Here is a 22,334-nt window from a genome sequence, read left to right as displayed (position 1 = left end):
CCGCCGGGCGGACATTCCGATCATTCGAAATTCATTCCCGATGTCCAATCCGTCCGCCACGTCTTCCCGCATGACTGCGCCCGAACTGCGCGCGACCACGTCGCTCGCGGCGATCTTCGCGTTGCGCATGCTCGGCCTGTTCATGATCATGCCGGTGTTCTCGGTCTACGCGAAAACCATCCCGGGCGGCGACAACGTGCTGCTCGTCGGGATCGCGCTCGGGGCCTACGGCGTCACGCAGTCGCTGTTCTATATCTTCTACGGCTGGGCGTCCGACAAGTTCGGCCGCAAGCCGGTGATCGCCACGGGCCTCGTGATCTTCGCGCTCGGCAGCTTCGTCGCCGCGTTCGCGCACGACATCACGTGGATCATCGTCGGCCGCGTGATCCAGGGGATGGGCGCCGTGTCGTCGGCGGTGCTCGCGTTCATCGCCGACCTGACCTCCGAGCAGAACCGCACGAAGGCGATGGCGATGGTCGGCGGCTCGATCGGCGTATCGTTCGCGGTCGCGATCGTCGGCGCGCCGATCGTGTTCCACTGGGTCGGGATGAGCGGGCTGTTCGCGATCGTCGGCGTGCTGTCGATCCTCGCGATCGGCGTCGTGCTGTGGATCGTGCCCGACGCGGCGAAGCCCGTGCACGTGCCCGCGCCGTTCGCCGAAGTGCTGCACAACGTCGAACTGCTGCGCCTGAACTTCGGCGTGCTGGTGCTGCATGCGACGCAGACGGCGCTGTTCCTCGTCGTGCCGCGCCTCCTGGTGGACGGCGGGCTGCCGGTCGCCGCGCACTGGAAGGTCTACCTGCCGGTGATGGGGCTCGCGTTCGTGATGATGGTGCCGGCGATCATCGTCGCGGAAAAACGGGGCAAGATGAAGCCGGTGCTGCTCGGCGGCATTCTGGCTATCCTGATCGGCCAATTGTTGCTCGGCAGCGCACCGCATACCATTCTGATTGTGGCGGCGATCCTGTTCGTGTACTTCCTCGGGTTCAACATCCTGGAAGCGTCGCAGCCGTCGCTCGTGTCGAAGCTCGCGCCGGGTTCGCGCAAGGGCGCGGCCACGGGCGTCTACAACACCACGCAGTCGATCGGGCTCGCGCTCGGCGGCATCGTGGGCGGCTGGCTGCTGAAGCACGGCGGCGCGAACACGGTGTTTTATACGTGCTCGGGGCTCGTTGCCGCGTGGCTTATAATCGCGGCCAGCATGAAAGCGCCGCCGCGCAAGGCCTGAATCTTGTTTCGGGCGGGCATCGGCCGCGCGCCGGCCTGTCCGGCGGGCCGTTCCGGCGATACACGCGGGCGGCCCGGCATCGAATTTACTGGAGAAACACATGGCATCCGTCAACAAGGTCATCCTCGTCGGCAATCTCGGCGCCGATCCTGAAGTCCGTTACCTGCCGAGCGGCGACGCGGTTGCGAACATCCGTCTCGCGACGACCGACCGCTACAAGGACAAGGCAAGCGGCGATTTCAAGGAAATGACCGAGTGGCATCGCGTCGCGTTCTTCGGCCGTCTGGCGGAGATCGTCAGCGAATACCTGAAGAAGGGTTCGTCGGTCTATATCGAAGGCCGCATCCGCACGCGCAAGTGGCAGGGCCAGGACGGCCAGGACCGTTACTCGACCGAAATCGTCGCCGAACAGATGCAGATGCTCGGCGGCCGCGGCGGTTCGGGCGGCGGCGGTGGCGGCGGTGACGAAGGCGGTTATGGCGGCGGCTACGGTGGTGGCGGCGGCGGTCGCGGCGAGCAGGCGGAACGTGGCGGCGGCGGCCGTGCCAGCGGCGCTGCGCGTGGCGGTGCGGGTGGCGGCGGCCAGAGCCGTCCGAGCGCGCCGGCAGGCGGCGGCTTCGACGAGATGGATGACGACATTCCGTTCTGATCGCCAGTCGCACCCCTCGCATCACGATGGGCCCGAACGTCCGAGTCAAGCCAATCGCTTGGCCCGGGTTTTCGGGCCTTGCTTCGTTTACGTCGTGCCTGCACGCCGCTCTCCGGATGAAACGTGGCTGACGCACTTCCCGACCTCATCGCACCCCATCTCGACGTCCTGTTCTGCGGAATCAATCCCGGCCTGCTCGCGGCCGCGACCGGCCATCACTTCGCGGGGCGAAACAACCGCTTCTGGCGTGTGATCCATCTCGCGGGCTTCACGCCGACGGAACTTTCGCCTCAGGACGATCGGGCGATACTCGGTTACGGCTGCGGGCTGACGGCCGTGGTGCCGCGGCCGACCGCGAGCGCCGATCAGCTGTCGCGCGCTGAATTCGCAGCCGCGGCCGCCGGGTTCGAGCAGAAGGTCGCGCAGCATGCGCCGCGCTTCGTCGCGTTTCTCGGCAAGGCGGCGTATTCGGCGCTGTCGGGGCAACGCGAAGTCGCGTGGGGGTTGCAGCCGGCCCGCATCGGGCATGCGCGCGTGTGGGTGCTGCCGAACCCCAGCGGCAGAAACCTCGCATTCGGGCTCGACGATCTGGTCGATGCGTATCGCGAGCTTCATCTCGCGGCGATGACGGAGCGGCACGATGCGACGCGGTAAGACGCCGGCGCCATGGCCGGGCGCCATCGTGCCGCGCGCATTCTTCAACCGCGTGGCCACGGAGGTGGCGCCGCAGCTGCTCAACAAGATCCTCGCGGCGGCGGACGGCCGGGCCGGCCGTATCGTCGAAGTGGAAGCGTATGCGGGCGCGCTTGATCCGGCCGCGCACACCTATCGCGGCAAGACGCCGCGCAACGCGACGATGTTCGGGCCGCCCGGGCACTTCTACGTGTATTTCACGTACGGCATGCACTGGTGTTGCAACTGCGTGTGCGGCCCGGACGGCGCGGGAACGGGCGTGCTGATCCGTGCGCTGGAGCCGCTGCACGGGCTCGACCAGATGCGGGCGGCGCGGCCGCCGCGCACGCGCGATCGCGACCTGTGCCGCGGGCCGGCCCGGCTGGCGCAGGCGATGGGGATCGGCGGTGCGCAGGACGGCGTCGACCTGGTCGGCGGGCGCGACGGGTTCGCGATCGTCGACGACGGGATGGCGCCGCCGGTCGATCTGGCGGGCGGGCCGCGCATCGGCATTCGCGTCGGCCGGGATCTGCCGTGGCGGTGGAGCGTGCCCGGCAACCGGTATGTGTCGGGCGCGGTGCCGCGTCTCTGACGCGTGCCGCGTAGACGTCCCGTCCCAATCGCGCCCGATTCGACCTGCGTCACGCGGTCGCCATTATTGATCGGCTAAGCTGGCCGTTTCGACGTTTCGATCGAGGAGGCACCATGCGGCGGGTCGTATTCAACCAGAAGGGCGGCGTGGGCAAGTCGACGATCGTCTGCAACCTGGCGGCGATCAGCGCGAGCGAAGGCCTGCGCACGCTCGTCATCGATCTCGATGCGCAGGCGAACTCGACACGCTACCTGCTCGGCGACGCCGCGGCCGATGCGCAACCGGGGGTCGCCGGCTTCTTCGAAACCGCGCTGACCTTCAACTTCCGTCCGGTCGACGTCGCGTCGTTCATCCATGCGACCCCGTTCGACGGGCTCGACGTGATGCCCGCGCATCCGGATCTCGACACGCTGCACGGCAAGCTCGAATCGCGCTACAAGATCTACAAGCTGCGCGACGCGCTGAACGAGCTCGACATGTACGACGCCGTGTACATCGACACGCCGCCCGCGCTGAATTTCTATACGCGCTCGGCGCTGATCGCGGTCGAGCGTTGCCTGATCCCGTTCGACTGCGACGATTTCTCGCGCCGCGCGCTGTACACGCTGCTCGAGAACGTGAAGGAAATCCAGCAGGACCACAACGCGGCGCTCGAGGTGGAAGGGATCGTCATCAACCAGTTCCAGCCGCGCGCGAGCCTGCCGCAACGGCTGGTCGACGAACTCGTCGACGAAGGGCTGCCGGTGCTCGCGTCGCGGTTGTCCGCATCGGTGAAGATCCGCGAATCGCATCAGCAGTCGATGCCGGTGATCCATCTCGAACCGGCGCACAAGCTCGCGCAGGAGTTCCGCGCGCTGCATCGCGAACTGGCCGGCTGATCGCGCGCGTGACCGCATCGACCGAGGCCGCTTCGAGCGGCCTTGTTTTTGTTGCGACCGGCAATTCGTCCGATTATTGATTTCGTCATTAATAATCGAGAAAACGATTTCATAACAAATCCGGAAAAAATATTACATAAATAATTGCTCCATTTTCAATGGGGGCCGGTTTTCTAATAAGCGGAATAATGAATTGGCAAATATTGCGCCACGTCATGATGCGCTATGCTGCAAAAAGGTAAAAACGCATGGCGGATCGGTGAGGGCGACGTCTTGTCTGAGATTTCGACGCTCCTGCGGCTTCGTCGGTCGATCAAAAGGGTAATAAGGGTTTACACCTATCATTAATGCTATTTAATTGACAATTAATCGATCTAGAATGACTTCCTTCCACTGCCCGTGTGCAAACAGGTGCGGGCTGTCAATAAGGAAGCAGCGGTCGATCAAGCTTCCATTTTTCTTTACGTCGTCTCTCGCATTGCCAACAGGAGCGTGCCCGATGTCCGTATTTGCCCCCGAAAAACTCGCCGCCGATTATCAATCCGGTATCGCCGCGTGGTTTGCGATCGCCCGTCCGGCGATCCACGGTTTCGAGGCTGTCGTCGAACTCAACCTGCAAGCGGCCCGGACGGCGCTCGATGAATACGAGGACAAGCTGAAGCACGCGTTCAGCAGCAACAACCCTGCCGCGGGCTTCGTGCAGCAGGTCGTGGCGCCGCAGGACGCGGCCGGCAAGGTCGCGTCGTACGGCCGCCATCTGTTCGACATCGCGGTGTCGACGCAGTCCGAATGGGCGAAGGTCGCGCAGGCGCAGTACGAACAGAACGACAAACGCCTGAAGGACGTGCTCGGCGAACTGTCGAAGCATGCGCCGGCCGGCTCGGCGCCGGTGGTGGCCGTGCTGAATTCGGCGCTGTCCGCGGCGAGCGCCGCGGCCGACTCCGTGCGCGCAGCGACGGGGCAGGCGATCGAAGCCGCGCAGAGCGGCTTCGATGCGGTCAGCGAAACGGCCACGCGCGGCGCGAAGCAGACGGCGGCGGCCGCCCGCAAGGACGCAGCGGCTGCGCGCGAATCGGCTGCGTAACCGCGTGAATGCGTGTCGCGTGCGAGCGCGACACGATTGATCGGCGCCGGATGGCGTCGGCCGCCGCGTGTGCCACGCGGGGGGCCGGCAAACGTCCGGGTCGCCGCCAGACGCCCGTGCACGGTTGCCCGTGCCGCGGTGTGCCGTGCCGCCGGTGCGGACGGAGGCCGCCCGCCATGCGGCGGCGTGCGACCGCCATCGCACCGGTTGAATCGACGCCCGCCATCGCCACGCGCGACCGCCGCGTGCCGGCGTCACCCCGACGAACTGATTTCGATGCAGGAACTGAACATGACGGACGTAGTGATCGTATCGGCCGCGCGGACCGCGGTCGGCAAATTCGGCGGCTCGCTCGCGAAGATTGCGGCGCCGGAACTGGGCGCGACGGTGATCCGCGCGGTGCTGGAGCGTGCGGGCGTGAAGCCCGACCAGGTCAGCGAAGTGATCATGGGCCAGGTGCTGACGGCCGGCTCGGGGCAGAACCCGGCGCGGCAGTCGCTGATCAAGGCGGGGCTGCCGAGCGCGGTGCCGGGCATGACGATCAACAAGGTGTGCGGCTCGGGCCTGAAGGCCGTGATGCTGGCGGCGAACGCGATCGTCGCGGGCGACGCGGAGATCGTGATCGCGGGCGGCCAGGAGAACATGAGCGCGGCGCCGCACGTGCTGCCGGGCTCGCGCGACGGGTTCCGGATGGGCGACGCGAAGCTGGTCGACACGATGATCGTCGACGGGCTGTGGGACGTGTACAACCAGTACCACATGGGCATCACGGCGGAGAACGTCGCGAAGGAATACGGGATCACGCGCGAAGAGCAGGACGCGTTCGCGGCGCTGTCGCAGAACAAGGCGGAAGCCGCGCAGAAGGCCGGGCGTTTCGACGACGAGATCGTGCCGGTGTCGATCCCGCAACGCAAGGGCGAGCCGCTGCAGTTCGCGACCGACGAGTTCGTGCGTCACGGCGTGACGGCGGAGTCGCTGGCCGGGCTGAAGCCGGCGTTCGCGAAGGACGGCTCGGTGACGGCGGCGAACGCGTCGGGGTTGAACGACGGCGCGGCGGCGGTGCTGGTGATGTCGGCGCAGAAGGCGGCGGCGCTGGGCCTGACGCCGCTGGCGCGGATCAAGGCGTATGCGAACGCGGGCGTGGATCCGAGCGTGATGGGCATGGGGCCGGTGCCGGCGTCGCGCCGTGCGCTGGAGCGCGCGGGCTGGACGCCGGGCGACCTGGACCTGATGGAGATCAACGAAGCGTTCGCGGCGCAGGCGCTGGCGGTGCACAAGCAGATGGGCTGGGACACGTCGAAGGTGAACGTGAACGGCGGGGCGATCGCGATCGGCCACCCGATCGGCGCGTCGGGCTGCCGGATCCTGGTGACGCTGCTGCACGAGATGGTCAAGCGCGACGCGAAGCGCGGGCTGGCGTCGCTGTGCATCGGCGGCGGGATGGGCGTCGCGCTTGCGGTCGAGCGCATCTGAGCAGCGGCTGACGATACGGTTCGCTCCGGCGCGAATCGGCGTCGCGGGCGAGCCAGGCGGTTTTCGCGCAACACAGGCAGACAACAACACGCGCGAGGTGCCGGTGCGTGCTGGCCCGCGACGCGGGCGGAGGCGCATCGAAGCGGTGGGGCGGCAGCGTGTGCGATGCCGCCGCCCGCCTTTCATCGATTACTTTTTTGTCGGTAATTCATAGTATGACTAAGCGAATCGCAGTTGTGACAGGTGGGATGGGCGGCCTCGGCGAGGCGGTCAGCATCCGGTTGAACGACGCGGGTCACCGGGTAGTCGTCACGTATTCGCCGAACAACGCCGGCGCGGACCGCTGGCTGACCGAGATGCATGCGGCCGGCCGGGAATTCCATGCGTACCCGGTGGACGTGGCCGATCACGACTCGTGCCAGCAATGTATCGAGAAGATCGTGCAGGACGTCGGCCCGGTCGACATTCTCGTGAACAACGCAGGCATCACGCGCGACATGACGCTGCGCAAGCTCGACAAGGTCAACTGGGACGCGGTGATCCGCACGAACCTCGATTCCGTGTTCAACATGACGAAGCCGGTCTGCGACGGCATGGTCGAGCGCGGCTGGGGCCGCATCGTCAACATCTCGTCGGTGAACGGCTCGAAGGGTTCGGTCGGCCAGACCAACTACGCGGCCGCGAAGGCCGGCATGCACGGCTTCACGAAATCGCTCGCGCTCGAGGTCGCGCGCAAGGGCGTGACGGTGAACACGGTGTCGCCGGGCTATCTGGCGACGAAGATGGTCACCGCGATCCCGCAGGACATCCTCGACACGAAGATCCTCCCGCAGATCCCGGCGGGCCGGCTCGGCAAGCCCGAGGAAGTCGCGGCGCTGGTCGCTTATCTGTGCTCGGAGGAGGCCGGCTTCGTGACGGGCTCCAACATCGCGATCAACGGCGGTCAGCACATGCAGTGACGTGCGGCGGCCCGCTCGGCGTTCGCGCCCGCGCGGGCCGCGTTTCCCCCTATCCCGCGCCGGAGCGGCGGCAGGCGCGCCGCTTCGGCCTCGCATTCCGGAGAACGCATGGGCGACACCTGGATCGGGCTGGTGATCGGCGGCTCGGCGCTGGCCATCGCGCTGACGATGGCGATCTCGCTCTACTGGCTCGAACGGCGCCGCGCGCGGCTGCTGCGGAACTTCGATCATCGCGATTGCCGGTTCGGCGCGTACGGCAAGTGCTTCGCGCGCAGGCCGGCGAGGTCGCTGCGCCGCATGCGCCGGGCACGCTGACCGCGGCGCCGGCCGCGTCGTGAGCGGTGAACGACAGTCGAGCGGCCGATGAGCGGTCACGTCCCGCTCGCATGCCGTCGGTAGCGCGCGGGACGCGCGATCAGTCGTTCTTTTCGCTCTTGCCAGCCGACTCGCCCGAGTCGTTCTTGTGGAAGATCCGCTTCGTCGTGCGCTTGGTGGCTTCCCAGCCTTCGCGCGACGCGTGGGCGACGCCGTGCCCGACCGCCTTCGCGGCGCTCGCGGTCGCGTGGCCGAAGCTGCGTGCGGCCTCGCCGGTCTTGTGCGCGGCTTCCTTCGAATCGCGCTTGATGTCCTGCTTCACTTCCGACATGTCCGCGTGTGCGAGCGGGCTGAGCAGCGCCAGAACGAGCGCGGCGCCAATGAACTGACGAACTTTCACGACCGGTTTCCTTGAGGTAAGCCTCGTCATCGAGGATTCGTGTTGCCGGCAGGCGCCGGTTGAAACGCGCCGGCGGCCGATGCGTCGAGCATCACCGCCGCGCGGCCGGACAGCAGCACGCGCTCGCCGCAGCGCAGCGCGAAGTCGTACAGCACCGAGCGGCCGTCGCCGCTCACCCGTTGCGCGTCGACGATGAGCGGCGCTTCGAACGTGTCGAGCCGGTCGACGAACGCGTCGACGTTGCGCACGCTCGCGAGATAGCCGACGCGCGGGCGCGCTTCGGACGCGCCGAGCAGCGCGCCGTGCACGGCCATCGCCTGCGCCGCGTATTCGATGCCGCAGACCGACGCGAGCCGCCCGTGCGCGCGCAGCGGGTTATGCGGATCGCGGTGGCGCGTCGCGGTGCAGCGGATTCGTTCGGCGTCCCATGCGTCGACCGAATCGAGCACGCACATCGCGCCGGCGTGCGGAATGTGCGCGGCAATCCACGCGTGGTCGAGCGGTGGGGTCAATCCGACCGGAGCGGTCATCGCACGCGCTCCGTGAAGGAATCGGAGATCGCGACGTCGACCTGCACGCGCGTATCGTCCAGGTAGTCGAGCACGACGCGCGTCTTGCGCCGCGCGGCGAGCGCATCGAGCAGCGGCAGCACGCGGGCGGCCGGATTGCCGGCGCGCAGTGCGTCGAGTCCGGCGTGCGCGAGCGTCGTCGCGGGCGCATCGGTGAGCTGCACGTCGATGCGGGCGAGCGCGCGTTCGCTCGCTTCCGGCGCGAACACGAGCGCGACGCCGAATGCGTCGCCGATCGGCCGCACCGTGCGCAGCGGTTCCGGATAGTCGGTGTCGTACGCGATCAGCAGGCTCGGCACGCGATCGACGACGACCTGGCACAGGCTTTCGAGCAGGCCGGCGGCAAAGCTGCCGTCGTGCGCGCACAGCACGTTCGACGTCGCCGTCGCGCGGGTCGCGATGCTCCAGTAGCCGGCCGGCGCGTTGTGCACCGAATTGTGGAAGCGGGTCGGCGACAGCTGGCGATCGTCGCCGGCCAGCGTTTCGCAGATGGCGTGGCAGTTCTGGCCGTCGCCGCCGGACGCGCTGAACACGGTCGCGAGCGTCGCGGCGTCGCGGCCGCTCGCGGCCACCGCTTCGTGGCCGACCGCGAGCGCGGCGCGCACGACGGGGCCCGTGCGGCGCCGTTCGGCGGACGGCAGCCCGGCCGGCGGCGGCAGCTCGGTGCGGGCCGGCACGTAGGGCGCGCGGCCCGCGAGCACGTCGGCGGCATGCGGCCAGTCGTTCAATCCCGGCCCGACGAGGCCGATGCTTTCGATGAAGGCGGTGAGCGTCATGGCGGGCCTCAACGGCGGGCGCGACCGGCCACGCTCTGGGCGCGGCCGAGGATCAGGCTGCAATTCGTGCCGCCGAAGCCGAACGAATTGGAGAGGACGGCGCGCACGCGCGTGTCGCGGCTCGCGAGCACGTAATCGGCTGCGAGCGCCGGGTCGGGCTGCGTCGTGTTGACGCCGGCTGGCACGAACTGCTCGCGCAGCGCGAGCGCGGCGACGATCGCCTCCAGCGCGCCAGCCGCGCCGAGCGTGTGGCCGGTCGCGCCCTTCGTCGAGCTGCACGGCGTGCGGGCGAACAGCGCGCCGAGCGCGCGGCTTTCCGCTGCATCGTTGCTCGGCGTCGCGGTGCCGTGCAGGTTCACGTAGTCGATATCGTGCGCGCCGAGGCCGGCGGAAGCGAGCGCCTGCTCGATCGCGGCGTGCGCGCCGAGCCCTTCCGGATGCGGCGACGACATGTGGTGTGCATCGCTCGATTCGCCGATGCCGAGCAGCAGGATCGCGTCGCCGTCGACCGCGGCGGGGACGCGTTCGACGAGCGCGAACGCGGCGGCTTCGCCGATCGAGATGCCGTCGCGCGCGCGATCGAACGGCCGGCACGGCCGGCGCGACAGCAGTTCGAGCGAATTGAAGCCGTACAGCGTGGTCAGGCACAGCGAATCCACGCCGCCGACGACGGCCGCGTCGATCAACCCTGCCTCGATCATGCGGCGCGCGGAGCCGAACACCTTCGCGCCCGACGAGCACGCGGACGAGATCGCCATCGCCGGCCCGCGCAGCGCGAAATACGCGCGCACGAACGCGGCCGGCGAATACGGGTTGTGCGTGTGTGCATAGCGGAAGTCGGCCGGCAGCGCGCCGCTCGTCGGGTCGCGGTGCTGGTACGCGCGTTCGGTTTCGAGGATGCCGGCCGTGCTCGTGCCGACGAACACGCCGACGCGTGCGGCACCGTAGCGCGCGACCGCCGCCGCGACGCACGCATCGAAGCCGTCCTGCGTGAGGCCCAGTTGCGCGAGGCGGTTGTTGCGGCATTCGAAGTCGGCGAGATCGGCGCGCACGGGCTGCGCATCGACGCCGTCCACCGCGCCGATCCACGTGTCGAGATCCGCACGCTCGAAGTGGCACGGCGCGAGCCCGCCGCGGGCGTGGCGCAACGCATCGAGGGTCACGTCGAGGCCGCGGCCGATGCAGCTGGTGGCGGTGAAGTGCGAGAGCAGGAGAGGGTTCACGAGGGTCGCATCCGGTGGCCGGAACGGGCGCTGCAGCAGGGCTGGCACGCGCGCCGCTCGAGTTCAGATTTTATCAAACGGGGGGGCCGGAACGCCCGGCTGGCCGGGCGGTTCGGGCGCGAGCGCCGCGCGCAACGTGGTCCAGTGCAACTGCGCGTCGGCGGCCGCGCGCAGCACCGCGGGCAGCACGTCGAGCACGACCGGTTCGCCGCGCGCATCGCGCGCCGCGTGGCCGTCGTGCACGAGCAGGATGTCGCGCGCATCGAGCCCGTGCAGCAGGCGGCGCGTGACGGTCGCGGCGTCGTGCGCCCGCGTGTCGAAGCCGCGCCGCGTCCAGCTCGCCAGTTGCAGGCCGAATTCGCACAGCACCGGTTCGAGAAACGGATTGCGCAGGCCGGCCGGTGCGCGGAAGAACAGCGGGCGCGTGCCGGCGATGTCGGTCAGCGTCTGCTGCGCCGCCGCGATCTCGCGCCGCAGCGCGGCCGGCCCCGACAGCGAGAACGTATGGCGGTGCCGCTGGCTGTGGTTCTCGACCGCATGGCCGCGCGCGACGATCGCCTCGATCCACCGCGGATGGCGGCGCGCGAGATCGCCGATGCAGAAGAACGTCGCGCGCACGTCGTAACGGTCGAGCAGGTCGAGCACGCGGGGCGTGACGTCCGGGTCGGGACCGTCGTCGATGGTCAGCGCGATGCGGCGGCCCGCGCCGGCCGGCAGGCGTGTCCAGTTCGGGCCGAGCAACGTGCTGCGCGGCCACAGGCCGGCCGCAGTCACCGCGAGATGCGACGCGACCACGCCGCCGACGGCCCACGGCCACGCGGCAGGTTGCGCGATCACGGCCGCGGCCGCACCCGCGTGCAGCGCGGCGGCGCCCGCGATCAGCGGCGTCGGCTTCCAGCGCCGTGCGTCGCCGGCATCGCGCGGCGAAATGACAGGCGGCACGTTCATGCGCGGCCTCCTCGTTCACGCTTGCCGAGCGCCGCCGTCCCCGCCGCGCGCGGCGCGAGAATCGCCGCGAACGCGAGCGCGAGCATCGCGCCGGGGCCGACGGTCAGCCCGAAGGTTTCGAGCAGCGGCACGCGCGACAGCGCGAGCAGCCCGAAGCCGGCGACCGTCGCGAGGTTCGCGATCAGCAGCGACACGAGCGTGTATGGCGTGACGGGCTGCGCGTCGTCGCGCCGGCAGAAGAACAGTGCGTAGTTCGAGCCGACCGCGACGATCAGCAGCATCCCGACGAGGTGCAGGATCGTCAGTGGCACGCCGGCGAGCGCGAAGCCGGCCGTCACGACCAGCACGGCCGCGACGAGCGGGGCGAGGGCGCGCATGGCGCGGCGCGGCGAGCGCAGCGCGATCACCAGCAGCACGGCGATCGCGGCGAAACCCGCGAGCGACAGCCGGATGTCCTCGTGCACGTAGCTCACGTACAGGCGATCGGCTTCGGCCTTCATGTCGACGAACAGCGCATCGGGCACGCCCGCGCGCGCGACGGCCGCGCGAATCGGCGCGGCGTCGAGGCTCGACGACGGCTGCGCGGCGCGCGTGGCGTCCGGTGTCCGCAGCGGCAGCATCGCGCTCCAGCGGCCGTCGCGCTCGGTCAGCAGGGCATCGACGGCGAGCGCCATCGATGTGCCGCGCAGGTCCGCGCGCGTGAGCAGCGGCGCGTGGCGTGCCGCATCGACGTCGGCGAGGAACGGCGCGAACAGGTCGGGCTTCACCGCGATCGGCTGGTGCGCGACGGCATCGCGCATCCGTGCGGCGAGCGTGCCCGCATCCGGCAGGCTTGCCTGGCGCGCGCGCTGCGCGGCATCGCTCGGCAGGTAGCGTGCGGGGTTTTCGAAACCGCCGAGCGCGCCCCGGTCGACGAGCGGTTGCAACTGCGCGGCGACTTTTTCCGCGCCTTCGAGCGCGGCTTGTTCGGTCGGCGCGGCGATCACGACGAGGTAGCGCACGTCGGGCGCGCCGACATCGGCGCGCAGCCGGGCGTCGAGCGCCTGCGCCGGCGCGGGCACCGGGCTGAGCGCGGCAAGCTCGCGGCTCCACAGGCCGTCGCGATGCAGCGCGAGCGTCGCGCACGCGGCGACCACGAGCACCGCGAGCGGCCAGCGCAGCCGCGGCGCGGCGTCGGCCGCGCGCGCGAGCACGGCGCCGACGCGCGATACGTCGCGGATCGCGACACGCTCGCCGCGCAGGTGCGGCAGCACGAAGCGCGTGACGAGCGCGGCGGCCGTCAGCCCGACGATCGAATAGAGCCCGAGTTGCACGAGGCCCGGGAAGCCGGAGAACAGCATCGACGCGAAGCCGCACACGGACGTCAGCACGCCGAGCCGGATCGTCGGCCAGTACGCGGCGACCCACGCGCGCGTCGCGTCGGCCGGGCGCGCCGCGCCGTGCGTGCCGGCCTGCGCCGATTGCACGAACAGGTAGATCGAATAGTCGACGGCTTCGCCGATCAGCGTCGTGCCGAAACCGAGCGTCAGCCCGTGGACCGTGCCGAACGCGACGCCGACCGCCGCGATCCCGGCCGCGACGCCGGTCAGCACCGGCAGCAGGCCGAGCGCGAGCGTGCGCGGCGAACGGTACAGCGTGAGCAGCAGCGCGACGATCAGCACGACGCTTGCCGTCGACAATCGTTCGACGTCGTGCCGGATCGTGTCGCGTGTGGCGACCGAAAACACGCCGGGGCCCGTCATGGCGAGCGTCGCGGCGTTCGCGTTCGGCACGGCCTGCGTCGCGGCCGCGAACGCGCGGCGCACGGCGTCGATCGCGCGGGCCTGCGCGTCGGTATCGGAGCCGGCGGCGGCCGTCTGCACGACCAGCACCGCGCGTGTGCCGTCGCGCGACGCCCACACGCCGTCGCGGCTCGCCGGTTCGGCCGCGCTGTCGAGCCCGTCGACGAGCGCGGCGACTTCGCCGGTCGGGTCGCGCGGCAGCATCGCCTTCGCGACGAGGCCGGCCGACGAACCCAGCAGGTCGAGGCTGTCGCCGAGCGCCTGGTGCAGGCCGTCGGCGCTGAAGCGCTGCGGCGTGACGGCCGGGCTCAGCAGATAGCGATGGTCGAAGATGAATTGCCGGTCGCGTGCGTCGTTCGCGGTTTCGCCGTTGCGCACCGCCGCGAACTGCGGATCGGTGCGCAGCGTACCGGCCACGCGCCGCGACAGCGCGGCGCGCGTGCGCGCGTCGCCGCCGTCGATCGCGACGAGGATCAGACGCGACACGATACCGTCGCGCAACTGGTCGACGAGCACGCGTTGCCCGGCGCTCGGCGCATTCGGCAGGAACGCGGACAGGTCGGCCGTGAAGTGCGCGCGCCCGATCGCGACACCGCACGCGACGAGCGCGAGCAGCCATACGAGCACCGCGCGCTGCCGCCATGCGGGCACGCGGCGGACGACGGGGGAGGGGTGCGTACGATCGTCCATCAGTTCGCGTTCGCCGCGACGGGTTGCAGGCGCATCACCGAACGGTCCCCGTCGGCCTGCCGGATCGCGACGCTGCGCAACACGTCGCGCGTGCCGTCGAGCGTGATCGTGCTGACGACCTTCCGCATCCGCGAATCGAGCGGCGTGAGCGTCAGCGTCCAATCGTCGCCGCGTCCGGAAAGGGCGACCTTGTACACCTGTTCGAGCGCGAAGCGGTTGCCGGCGAGCGTCGCGCGGATGCTGTCGATGAACGCGCCGAGCTCCGGATAGCGCGCGAGCGCAAGCGTGTACTTGCGGTTGTTGCGCTCGACGGTGAGCATGTCGCCGTCGACGACGAGGTGTTCGGGCTTCGGGCTCAGCGTGTGTTTTTCCAGATGGTCGGGCGCGACGAACATCAGTTCACCCGACGATTCGATCGGCTGCGTGGCGATCGACAGGGTCTTCGTCTCGGTGAAGGTCGCGCGGCCCGACTTGTGCTGCGCGAGCGTCGACATCAGCCGGTCGAGGGTCCACGCCGAGCCGGCATCGGTTGCGTGCGCGGGCATCGCCAGCACGATCGCGGCGGCGGTGGCGGCGAGCACGCGGGCCACGCGGACGATGCGGTGCGACGAGAACGGGAACGGGCGGCGGCGAACGGCGGTCATGCGTCGGAATCCCTCGCGGCGGTCAGGTCGGCGCCGGCGTGCACCGTCTCGCGGCGCGTGGCCGCGGCATCGCCGCCCTTCCAGAAATCGAAATAGTTGAACCAGTTGTACGGCGCCATGCGGCAGTACTTGTCGAGCAGCGCGACGTAGCGCGCGAGCGCCGCGTCGACCGCCGCCGCGCGCGCGTCGCGCCGCACGCCGGAGAAATCGGCGAGCGTTTCGAAGTGCACGTCGTAGCGGTTGCCGTCGCGATAGAGGCCCGTCATGAAGATCACCGGGCGCCTCAGCATCGCGGCCATGTAAAGCGGCCCGAGCGGAAACGCGGCCGGCGCGCCGAGCAGCGGCACGCGCCGCAGCGACGCGGCCGCGTCGTCGAGCAGCGTGCGATCGGCGAGCATGCCGACCATGCAGTTCGCGTCGAGACGCTCGCGCACCTTCAGCATCGAGTCGACCTGCCCGAGCGGAATCACCTCCGGCTGTGCGGCCGGGTTCACCGCGGCGAGCGTCGCGTTGATCTTGCGCGCGTTTTGCTCGTACATCGTGACGACCACACGCAGGTCCGGACGCGTACGGCCGATCGCGCGCACGACCTCGAAGCTGCCGAGGTGTGCGCCCATCAGGAACGCGCCGCGCCCATCCGCGAGCGCGGTGTCGACGAGCGTTTCGCCATGCAGCCGGATGTCGAACAGGTCGAAGCGTCCGTTCATCAGGTAGACGCGATCGTGAATCGTCGCCGCGAACGTGAACACGTGCCGGTACACGTCGCGCCAGCGCGCGGGGCGGCCGAGCACGCGGCGCAGGTAGTCGCGCGACGCCGCGCACGCGGCCGGCGAGAACAGCACGAAATACGTCGCGATCAGGTGCAGCACGATGCGCGCGCGCTGTCGGCCGAAGCGCAGCGAAATCCACGTCATCGCGCGCAGCAGGCTCGCATTGCTGCGCTCCTGGCGCTCGGCCCATGCGGTGCGCTTCATCGCTGCACGCCGTCCTGCGCGGCCGGCGGTGCGGACAGCACGCCGGTCGCGACCTCGCGCGACCCGGCGCGCACCGTGAAGCGGATCGCGCCGCTGGCCGCGGCGTCGTACGCGAGCGCGAGCGGCTCGCCAGGCGCGACCGGGCTCAGGAATTTCGCGGACCCGAGCCGCCACGCATGCAGCGGACGGTTCAGCGCCGCACCGATCGTCTGGATCGCGTGATCGAGCAGCACGACGCCGGGCACGACCGGATGGCCGGGGAAGTGGCCGGGCAGCGCGGGATGGTCGGCGGCAATCGTGAACGCGAGCGCGGGCGGACCGGCCGGGTCGCGCCCGGCCGGCGCGGCCGTTGCAGCCGTTGCAGCCGTCGCGGCCGTCGCACGTGCATGATGCGCGACGAGCGCGGCCAGCACGTCGCGCGGCAGCTTGCCCGTTTCGTTGCGCGGCAGCGCATCGACGAACACGAGCGGGCGCGGCATGAACGCGGGATCGATCCGCTCGCGCAGCGCGCGTTGCAGATCGGCGGCCGCGAGCGTCGGCGCGACGACGAGCGCGACGAGCCGCGTGACCGGTTCGCGCGCCGTGTCGCCGTGCGCGGGCCCGGCTTCGTCGGGCATGAAGAACACGCCGTCGACCACCTGGGCAATCGCGTTGAGCTGATGGTTCAGGTACGCGAGCGACGTGCGCTTGCCGGCGATGTTGACGAGGTCGGCCTTGCGTCCGTGCAGCAGGAACCGGCCGTCGCCGAGCAGTTCGAGCGCGTCGCCCATCGGCACCGGCGCCTCGACGTGCCCGCCCGATACCCATACGGTGGGCCCGCTGTCGTCGCCGCCCGGTTCGTCGCGTGCGTCGAGCCGGATGTCCGGGAACAGCGCCCACGCCGCGCCTTGCGACGTGCGACGGGTCGCGATCTGGCCGGTCTCGGTGCTGCCGTAGATCTCGACGAGCGGCGCGTCGAGCGCGGCCTCGGCTTCGCGCGCGAGTTTTTCCGACAGCGGCGCGGTGGCCGACAGCACGAGCGCCGCGCGCGGCAGCGCATGGCCGGCCGACAGCAGCGCACGCAGGTGGATCGGCGACGTGACGAGCACGCGCGGCTGCGGGATCGCGTCGAGTTCGTCGCGAATGTCGCCCGGGTAGAACGGCTGGCGGTTGCTGAACGCGAGGCCGCCGAGCAGCGCGAGCAGCACCGTCGACTCGAAGCCGTACATGTGCTGCGCGGGCACCGTGCCGATCAGCGTGGCCGCGCGGCCGTCGAGCAGCCCGAGGCGATCGGCCGCCGCGCGCACGCAGGCGACCAGGAAGCCCCAGGTCTTGCGGTGCGGCACCGGCTGGCCGGTCGAGCCGGACGTGAACACGTAGGCCATGATCCGCGCCGCATCGATCTGCGGGACTGCGAACGGCGCGTCGCTCGCCGGTTCGCCCGGCGCGGCGTCGGGATACGCGAAACGCGGCAGGTCGATCGTGCAATCGGGCGCGTCGTGCAGGCAGAACGCGTCGGGCGCGAACGACGCGAGCTGGCGAACCATTTCCGGCGTGTGCGTCGACGGCAGCAGGCTGATCCTGCCGGCGACGAGCGCCGCGCACAGGCTGACCGCGAAGCGATAGCGGTCGCGGCACACGTTGAACACGTGGCCGCCGGCGGGCAGCGCGGCGGCCACGCGCGCGACGTCGGCGACGAAGGCGCGCACGGTGACGGGCGAGCCGTCGCGCCAGGCGATCGTCTGGTCCGGCGAGGAATGGAATACCAGCGGGTGAGTCGGCATAAATCGGTCAAGACGGGAACGAAGGCCGGCGCGGCCGCGCCGGTCATGAATTCATCGCGAGCCCTGCGATGCGTGGGTCGACGCGCGATACGCGCGCACCGCGTCGACCATCCGCGGCCGCGGCTCGTGCGGCAGCGCGAAACGCCGGCACGCATGCTCGACCGCGAACATCACGGCGACGAGCGGCAGCGACAGATAGTTCGCGAAGGTCGACCACGCGACGATCGGCGCGGTCGCGAACAGCAGCGTCGACACGGCGGCGATCGCGACGAAGAACAGCGTCCACGCGAGCGTGATCCGCCGCGTGTAGCGCGCGACGGCCGGCGTGACCGTGCCGTGGATCATCGCCGCGAAGCGCGTGCACAGCGGGACCTGGCCGGCCGCGAGCGTGCGGCCGAACAGCAGCGCCATCGCGACGTTGAAGCTCGCGTGCTCCAGATACAGGCCCCATTCGAAATGCTGCGCGAGCGGCGCGCGCGCGGCCCACAGCGCGGCGGCAACCAGCAGCCAGGCCGGCACGAGCCACGCGCGCCGTGGCGAGCGCAGCGCCGCGCCCAGCGCGAGCAGCAGCGGCGGCACGAGCGCCATCGCGAGGCCGAAGCCATGCGCGCCGGGCGTGGCGCTCGCGTAGTGCGCGCCGGCCTGGTAGGCGGCTACGGCGCCGACTGCTGCGACACCGCGCACGACGGCCAGCAGCCGGCTCATCGGCGGCCTCCGGGCGCGCGGCGCGCGCAGCGCTCGGCGACCGGGCTGCAGCGGCTGACGGGCGGGCGAACCGGAACGGAGCGCAAGGGCGGATGCGGCATGACTGGAAACATCGGGCGGATCGTGGCCGGACGCGATGGTCGGGCCGTCAAACATCATATGAATGGTGGCCGGCACGCGGTCCGGGCACGCTCATTTTAGGGCCGCGGCAGCGCGCGTTCGGGGTGGCCGCGACCGGGTTTTGTAACCGATTGTATGGCACCGGACGAACGATTTCGCGGGGTCGGTCCATTTCCGTCCAAAGCGGCTCAAGCGTCTCGTGTATTCGCGCCCGAAACGGGCCGCGGCGACGGCTCGCCAGTCTTGTAACCATTCGCGGTATACGACCCGATACCCTTCGTCTAGAATCCGCGTAACTTTTACAAACGATCCCCCGATAACGCAGGCGGGGAAGCCGGCAGACGCCGGAGGGACGGAGATTTTGCACGCGCCGGGCGTGCCCGACGGTTGCCGTTTCCGTGCACCTCCCGCCGCGATGGGCCGCCTGCACGCACCCATGATGAACGCACTGGAACAAGAGCTCGCCACGCTGATCATCGGCGAATTGAATCTCGAAGACGTCCCGCTCGACACAGTGACGGCCGACACTCCGCTGTATGGCGAAGGTTTCGGGCTCGACTCCATCGACATCCTGGAAATCGCGCTGCTGATTTCGAAGAAATACGGCTTCGAACTGCGCTCGGACAATCCGGACAACCAAAAGATCTTTGCGACGCTCGGTGCGTTGGCGGCCTACGTCGCCGCCCATCGCACGAAGTGACGGCGGCGCTCGACGGACGACGCGCGGCCGCGTCGATCGAGGTGAGAACGCGATGAACGGAGCAATTCGATGCGGGCGCTCGTGACGGGCGGCAGCGGCGCACTCGGGCAGGCGATCTGCACGGCGCTCGCGCAGGCCGGCCATGAAGTGTGGGTGCATGCGAACCGCCATCTCGCGCAGGCGGAGGCCGTCGCGCAGCAGATCGTCGCGGCCGGCGGCGCCGCGCACGCGATCGCGTTCGACGTGACCGACGCCGATGCGACGCTCGCGGCGCTGCAGCCGTTCATCGACGATGCGCCGGTGCAGATCCTCGTCAACAACGCGGGCATTCACGACGACGCGCCGATGGCCGGCATGTCGCGCCGGCAATGGCACGGCGTGATCGACGTGACGCTCAACGGCTTCTTCAACGTCACGCAGCCGCTGCTGCTGCCGATGATCCGCACGCGGCACGGCCGGATCGTCAACATCGCGTCGGTGGCCGGCGTGACCGGCAATCGCGGGCAGGCCAACTACGCGGCCGCGAAGGCCGGGCTGATCGGCGCGACGAAGTCTCTGTCGCTGGAGCTCGCGTCGCGCGGCATCACCGTGAACGCGGTGGCGCCCGGCATCATCGCATCGCCGATGGCCGAACAGGCGTTTCCCGCCGAACGCATCAAGCAGCTCGTGCCCGCGCAGCGCGCGGGCCGGCCCGACGAAGTCGCGGCGATGGTCGCGTACCTGGTATCCGACGCCGCGGCCTATGTGACGGGGCAGGTGTTGTCCGTCAACGGCGGGCTCGCGTGACGACGCGCGCCGCGTTGGCCTGACGTAACGCAACACGGTGCGGTGCCGCGTTGCCGCGCGGCCTGCGCCGCATAGTGAGGAAATCGAAGTGTCCGTGCATCCAGCCCACGCCGAACGGCGTCCGAGTCCGCTGTTGCCCTCCGCCGCGCCGTTCGCGCACGGCGGCGAGCCCGCGCTGCGGCTCGTCCAGATGCGCGACGCGCGGCTCGTCGCGCTGCTGCACGACGCGCGCAGCCGGGGCGACGAACTGGATCGCGTGTTTCCCGGCGCGCTGGGCGCGGTGTGCATCGGCGCGGCGGGAGCACCGGACGAGTCGCGCGCCGACTCAATGGCGCGGATGCTGACCGATGCCGCGCCCGGCCTGCCGGTCGCGCCGGTACAGATGGCGCTGCTCGGCACCGAGGTCGCGCCGGGCGATGCCGTCTGCGAACTGTGGCAATGCGATGCGCACGACCTGCGCGGCGCGCGGCACGGTGCGTTGCACTACCGCTACAGCGAAACGGCGGGGCTCGTGTTCGGCAGCCTCGTCGTGCACGAGACGGACGCGGCGTACGACGCGCCGCACGACGACGGCACGCCGCTCGAACGCGCGACGTTCGACGCGTACCGCGCGCTGTTCGGCCTGCTCGATACGCTCGGCATGCCGCATCCGCTGCGGATCTGGAACACCGTGCCGGCGATCAATGCGGTGCAGGGCGGGCTCGAGCGCTATCGTCAGTTCAATATCGGCCGTCAGCGTGCGTTCGACGCGTGCCGACGCGCGCTCACGGGCAGCGTGCCGGCTGCGTGCGCGCTCGGCTCGGTCGTGCCGGTCGGGGGCGATGCATCGCCGGCCGCGCCGCTCGCGATTCATTTCCTCGCGAGCCGTACGCCGGCCGATTCCATCGAGAACCCGCGCCAAGTCAGCGCGTATCACTATCCGGCGCAGTACGGCCCGCGTGCGCCGACGTTCGCGCGCGCCGCCGCGTGGGCCGACGGCCATGCGGCGCCGGTGCTGTTCGTATCGGGCACCGCGAGCATCGTCGGGCACCGTACCGTGCATCGCGGCGACGTCGTCGCGCAGACGCGCGAGACGGTCGCGAACCTCGCGGCCGTGCTCGAGCAGGCCGCGCGGCAGGGGCACGGCCCGTTCTCGCTCGCCGACCTGAGCTATCGCGTCTACGTGCGCGACGCCGGCGATACCGCGGCGCTGGCCGCGATCGGCCGCGTGCTGCGCGACGCGGCCGGTCCCCACGTGCGGCCGCTGTTCGTGCATGCGGACGTGTGTCGCGACGACCTGCTGGTCGAGATCGAGGCCAGCGCCGGTCATGCGATGGAGTGGCTGTCATGAAGCGCGAGAGCCTCGCGATCGGGCAGCCGGTCCGGCCCGCGGCCGGCGTCGACGACGCGTGCCGGCGTTCGCCGGCAAGTCATACACTTTTGTCAGGCTCCCCGTCTTCCCCATCGGCTGTTTCCATGTCCAAGCTGCACGCGTCGTCCACCCATCTCGTCCTGATTCCGAGCTACAACCCGGGCGCCAAGGTCGACACGACCGTGCGCAATGCGCGCGCGCAGTGGAATCCGGTGTGGGTCGTCGTCGACGGCAGCACCGACGGCAGCGCCGAACGGCTGCAGGCGATGGCCGAGCGCGATCCCGGCCTGCGCGTGATCGTGCTGCCGGAGAATCGCGGCAAGGGCGCTGCGGTGCTCGCGGGGCTCGACGCGGCCGCCGCGAGCGGCTTCACGCACGTGCTGACGATGGATTCGGACGGCCAGCATCCGGCCGACCTGATTCCCGTTTTCATGGCGGCATCGCAGGCCGCGCCCGACGCGATGGTGCTCGGCGTGCCGAAGTTCGACGCGAGCGCGCCGCGGTTGCGCGTGCAGGGGCGCCGGCTGTCGAACGCGTGGGCCGACCTCGAGACGCTGTGGGCCGGGATCGGCGATTCGCTGTACGGCTTTCGCGTGTATCCGGTCGCGCCGCTGGCGGCGATCATGCGGCGCCAGCCGTGGATGCGCGGCTTCGACTTCGATCCCGAAGCGGCCGTGCGGCTGTGCTGGGCCGGTGTGCGCCCGATCCGGATCGACGCCCCGGTGCGCTATTTCGGCCGCCACGAAGGCGGCGTGTCGCATTTTCACTACGGCCGCGACAACGCGCTGCTCGCGTGGATGCACCTGCGCCTGTTCACCGGCTTCGCGATGCGGCTGCCGATGCTCGTCGCGCGCCGCCTGACGCGGCGCCGCGACCAGACGGCCTGAGCGCAGGTCGGTCCGCTTCCGTTCCCCGGTCGCCGTGCCGGGCGCGGCGATTGCCACGCCGTTCGCCGTCAATCCGGGGCCGGATCGCCGCATCATGTCGATCCGCTGAGTAATGAGCGTGTCATCTGATGTAAACAACTGGTAATTTTCTGCCGGATTATGCAAAA

Annotated in this window: 23 protein-coding genes; 13 read left to right on the top strand and 10 right to left on the bottom strand. The window is 70.1% G+C overall.

Annotated elements, in window-relative coordinates; genetic code table 11:
- Positions 1 to 40 precede the first annotated feature (40 nt).
- The 9 genes from CFB81_RS14315 to CFB81_RS14275 all read left to right on the top strand — a co-directional run bounded on the left by CFB81_RS14315 (position 41) and on the right by CFB81_RS14275 (position 7,850).
- Complete coding sequence (locus CFB81_RS14315) at positions 41 to 1,228, top strand: MFS transporter (RefSeq protein WP_021162585.1); 1,188 nt, start codon at positions 41 to 43, stop codon at positions 1,226 to 1,228.
- Between the two features lie 100 nt (positions 1,229 to 1,328).
- Entirely contained in the window at positions 1,329 to 1,877 is a 549-nt protein-coding gene (locus CFB81_RS14310; protein ID WP_089435651.1) for a single-stranded DNA-binding protein, read from the top strand.
- Between the two features lie 123 nt (positions 1,878 to 2,000).
- Positions 2,001 to 2,531, top strand: coding sequence for a G/U mismatch-specific DNA glycosylase (gene mug / locus CFB81_RS14305; RefSeq protein WP_069620295.1), 531 nt, complete (start codon positions 2,001 to 2,003; stop codon positions 2,529 to 2,531).
- The gene (locus CFB81_RS14300; protein ID WP_089435650.1) at positions 2,518 to 3,141 is read left to right on the top strand and encodes a DNA-3-methyladenine glycosylase; all 624 of its coding nucleotides are present in this window, start codon (positions 2,518 to 2,520) and stop codon (positions 3,139 to 3,141) included. The genes mug and CFB81_RS14300 overlap by 14 nt, the downstream gene beginning before the upstream one ends.
- Positions 3,142 to 3,254: 113 nt before the next feature.
- Positions 3,255 to 4,019, top strand: a complete 765-nt coding sequence (locus CFB81_RS14295; protein WP_069620297.1) for a ParA family protein — start codon at positions 3,255 to 3,257, stop codon at positions 4,017 to 4,019.
- 499 nt (positions 4,020 to 4,518) lie between these two features.
- Complete coding sequence (gene phaP, locus CFB81_RS14290) at positions 4,519 to 5,103, top strand: TIGR01841 family phasin (RefSeq protein WP_069620298.1); 585 nt, start codon at positions 4,519 to 4,521, stop codon at positions 5,101 to 5,103.
- 291 nt (positions 5,104 to 5,394) lie between these two features.
- Positions 5,395 to 6,576, top strand: a complete 1,182-nt coding sequence (locus CFB81_RS14285; protein WP_069620315.1) for an acetyl-CoA C-acetyltransferase — start codon at positions 5,395 to 5,397, stop codon at positions 6,574 to 6,576.
- Positions 6,577 to 6,791: 215 nt separating this feature from the next.
- Positions 6,792 to 7,535 (top strand): acetoacetyl-CoA reductase, encoded by a 744-nt coding sequence (gene phbB, locus CFB81_RS14280; RefSeq protein WP_069620299.1) that lies wholly within the window; start codon positions 6,792 to 6,794, stop codon positions 7,533 to 7,535.
- A 108-nt stretch (positions 7,536 to 7,643) separates the two neighbouring features.
- Positions 7,644 to 7,850 (top strand): hypothetical protein, encoded by a 207-nt coding sequence (locus tag CFB81_RS14275; RefSeq protein WP_069620300.1) that lies wholly within the window; start codon positions 7,644 to 7,646, stop codon positions 7,848 to 7,850.
- Between the two features lie 100 nt (positions 7,851 to 7,950).
- Here the strand turns inward: CFB81_RS14275 and CFB81_RS14270 are convergent, their stop codons facing one another.
- The 10 genes from CFB81_RS14270 to CFB81_RS14225 all read right to left on the bottom strand — a co-directional run bounded on the left by CFB81_RS14270 (position 7,951) and on the right by CFB81_RS14225 (position 18,323).
- Complete coding sequence (locus CFB81_RS14270) at positions 7,951 to 8,280, bottom strand: hypothetical protein (protein WP_069620301.1); 330 nt, start codon at positions 8,278 to 8,280, stop codon at positions 7,951 to 7,953.
- Positions 8,277 to 8,780, bottom strand: coding sequence for a hotdog family protein (locus CFB81_RS14265; RefSeq protein ID WP_089435649.1), 504 nt, complete (start codon positions 8,778 to 8,780; stop codon positions 8,277 to 8,279). Before CFB81_RS14265 ends, CFB81_RS14270 begins: the two co-directional genes overlap by 4 nt.
- Positions 8,777 to 9,595, bottom strand: a complete 819-nt coding sequence (locus CFB81_RS14260; RefSeq protein WP_089435648.1) for a beta-ketoacyl synthase chain length factor — start codon at positions 9,593 to 9,595, stop codon at positions 8,777 to 8,779. Before CFB81_RS14260 ends, CFB81_RS14265 begins: the two co-directional genes overlap by 4 nt.
- Positions 9,596 to 9,603: 8 nt before the next feature.
- Positions 9,604 to 10,818: a beta-ketoacyl-[acyl-carrier-protein] synthase family protein gene (locus CFB81_RS14255; RefSeq protein WP_089435647.1), complete on the bottom strand. Its 1,215-nt coding sequence runs from the start codon at positions 10,816 to 10,818 to the stop codon at positions 9,604 to 9,606.
- Between the two features lie 63 nt (positions 10,819 to 10,881).
- Positions 10,882 to 11,766 carry a polysaccharide deacetylase family protein gene (locus CFB81_RS14250; RefSeq protein ID WP_089435646.1) on the bottom strand — a complete coding sequence of 295 codons (885 nt, stop codon included), beginning with the start codon at positions 11,764 to 11,766 and terminating at the stop codon, positions 10,882 to 10,884.
- Positions 11,763 to 14,237 (bottom strand): MMPL family transporter, encoded by a 2,475-nt coding sequence (locus CFB81_RS14245; RefSeq protein ID WP_089435645.1) that lies wholly within the window; start codon positions 14,235 to 14,237, stop codon positions 11,763 to 11,765. Before CFB81_RS14245 ends, CFB81_RS14250 begins: the two co-directional genes overlap by 4 nt.
- Positions 14,237 to 14,881 carry an outer membrane lipoprotein carrier protein LolA gene (locus CFB81_RS14240; RefSeq protein WP_089435644.1) on the bottom strand — a complete coding sequence of 215 codons (645 nt, stop codon included), beginning with the start codon at positions 14,879 to 14,881 and terminating at the stop codon, positions 14,237 to 14,239. Before CFB81_RS14240 ends, CFB81_RS14245 begins: the two co-directional genes overlap by 1 nt.
- Entirely contained in the window at positions 14,878 to 15,855 is a 978-nt protein-coding gene (locus tag CFB81_RS14235) for an acyl-CoA synthetase (protein WP_089435643.1), read from the bottom strand. Before CFB81_RS14235 ends, CFB81_RS14240 begins: the two co-directional genes overlap by 4 nt.
- Entirely contained in the window at positions 15,852 to 17,618 is a 1,767-nt protein-coding gene (locus tag CFB81_RS14230) for an acyl-CoA synthetase family protein (protein ID WP_089435642.1), read from the bottom strand. The genes CFB81_RS14235 and CFB81_RS14230 overlap by 4 nt, the downstream gene beginning before the upstream one ends.
- Positions 17,619 to 17,669: 51 nt before the next feature.
- Positions 17,670 to 18,323: a hypothetical protein gene (locus tag CFB81_RS14225; protein WP_089435641.1), complete on the bottom strand. Its 654-nt coding sequence runs from the start codon at positions 18,321 to 18,323 to the stop codon at positions 17,670 to 17,672.
- 535 nt (positions 18,324 to 18,858) lie between these two features.
- Between CFB81_RS14225 and CFB81_RS14215 the strand changes: the two genes are divergently transcribed.
- From CFB81_RS14215 to CFB81_RS14200, 4 genes are all read left to right on the top strand, one after another.
- Positions 18,859 to 19,143, top strand: a complete 285-nt coding sequence (locus CFB81_RS14215) for a phosphopantetheine-binding protein (RefSeq protein ID WP_084044082.1) — start codon at positions 18,859 to 18,861, stop codon at positions 19,141 to 19,143.
- Between the two features lie 69 nt (positions 19,144 to 19,212).
- Positions 19,213 to 19,929 carry a 3-oxoacyl-ACP reductase FabG gene (gene fabG / locus CFB81_RS14210; protein ID WP_089435640.1) on the top strand — a complete coding sequence of 239 codons (717 nt, stop codon included), beginning with the start codon at positions 19,213 to 19,215 and terminating at the stop codon, positions 19,927 to 19,929.
- A gap of 37 nt (positions 19,930 to 19,966) precedes the next feature.
- Entirely contained in the window at positions 19,967 to 21,259 is a 1,293-nt protein-coding gene (locus CFB81_RS14205) for an endoribonuclease L-PSP (RefSeq protein ID WP_089435639.1), read from the top strand.
- A gap of 125 nt (positions 21,260 to 21,384) precedes the next feature.
- On the top strand, positions 21,385 to 22,167 hold the full coding sequence (locus tag CFB81_RS14200) for a glycosyltransferase family 2 protein (RefSeq protein ID WP_069621791.1): 783 nt from the start codon (positions 21,385 to 21,387) through the stop codon (positions 22,165 to 22,167).
- Positions 22,168 to 22,334: the final 167 nt, after the last annotated feature.

The sequence above is a fragment of the Burkholderia sp. AU28863 genome, from assembly GCF_002223195.1.
GTDB classification, from domain to species: Bacteria; Pseudomonadota; Gammaproteobacteria; order Burkholderiales; family Burkholderiaceae; genus Burkholderia; species Burkholderia sola.
The sequence above is the reverse complement of the archived record's forward strand: the minus strand, read 5'-3'. Positions and strand labels throughout refer to the sequence as shown.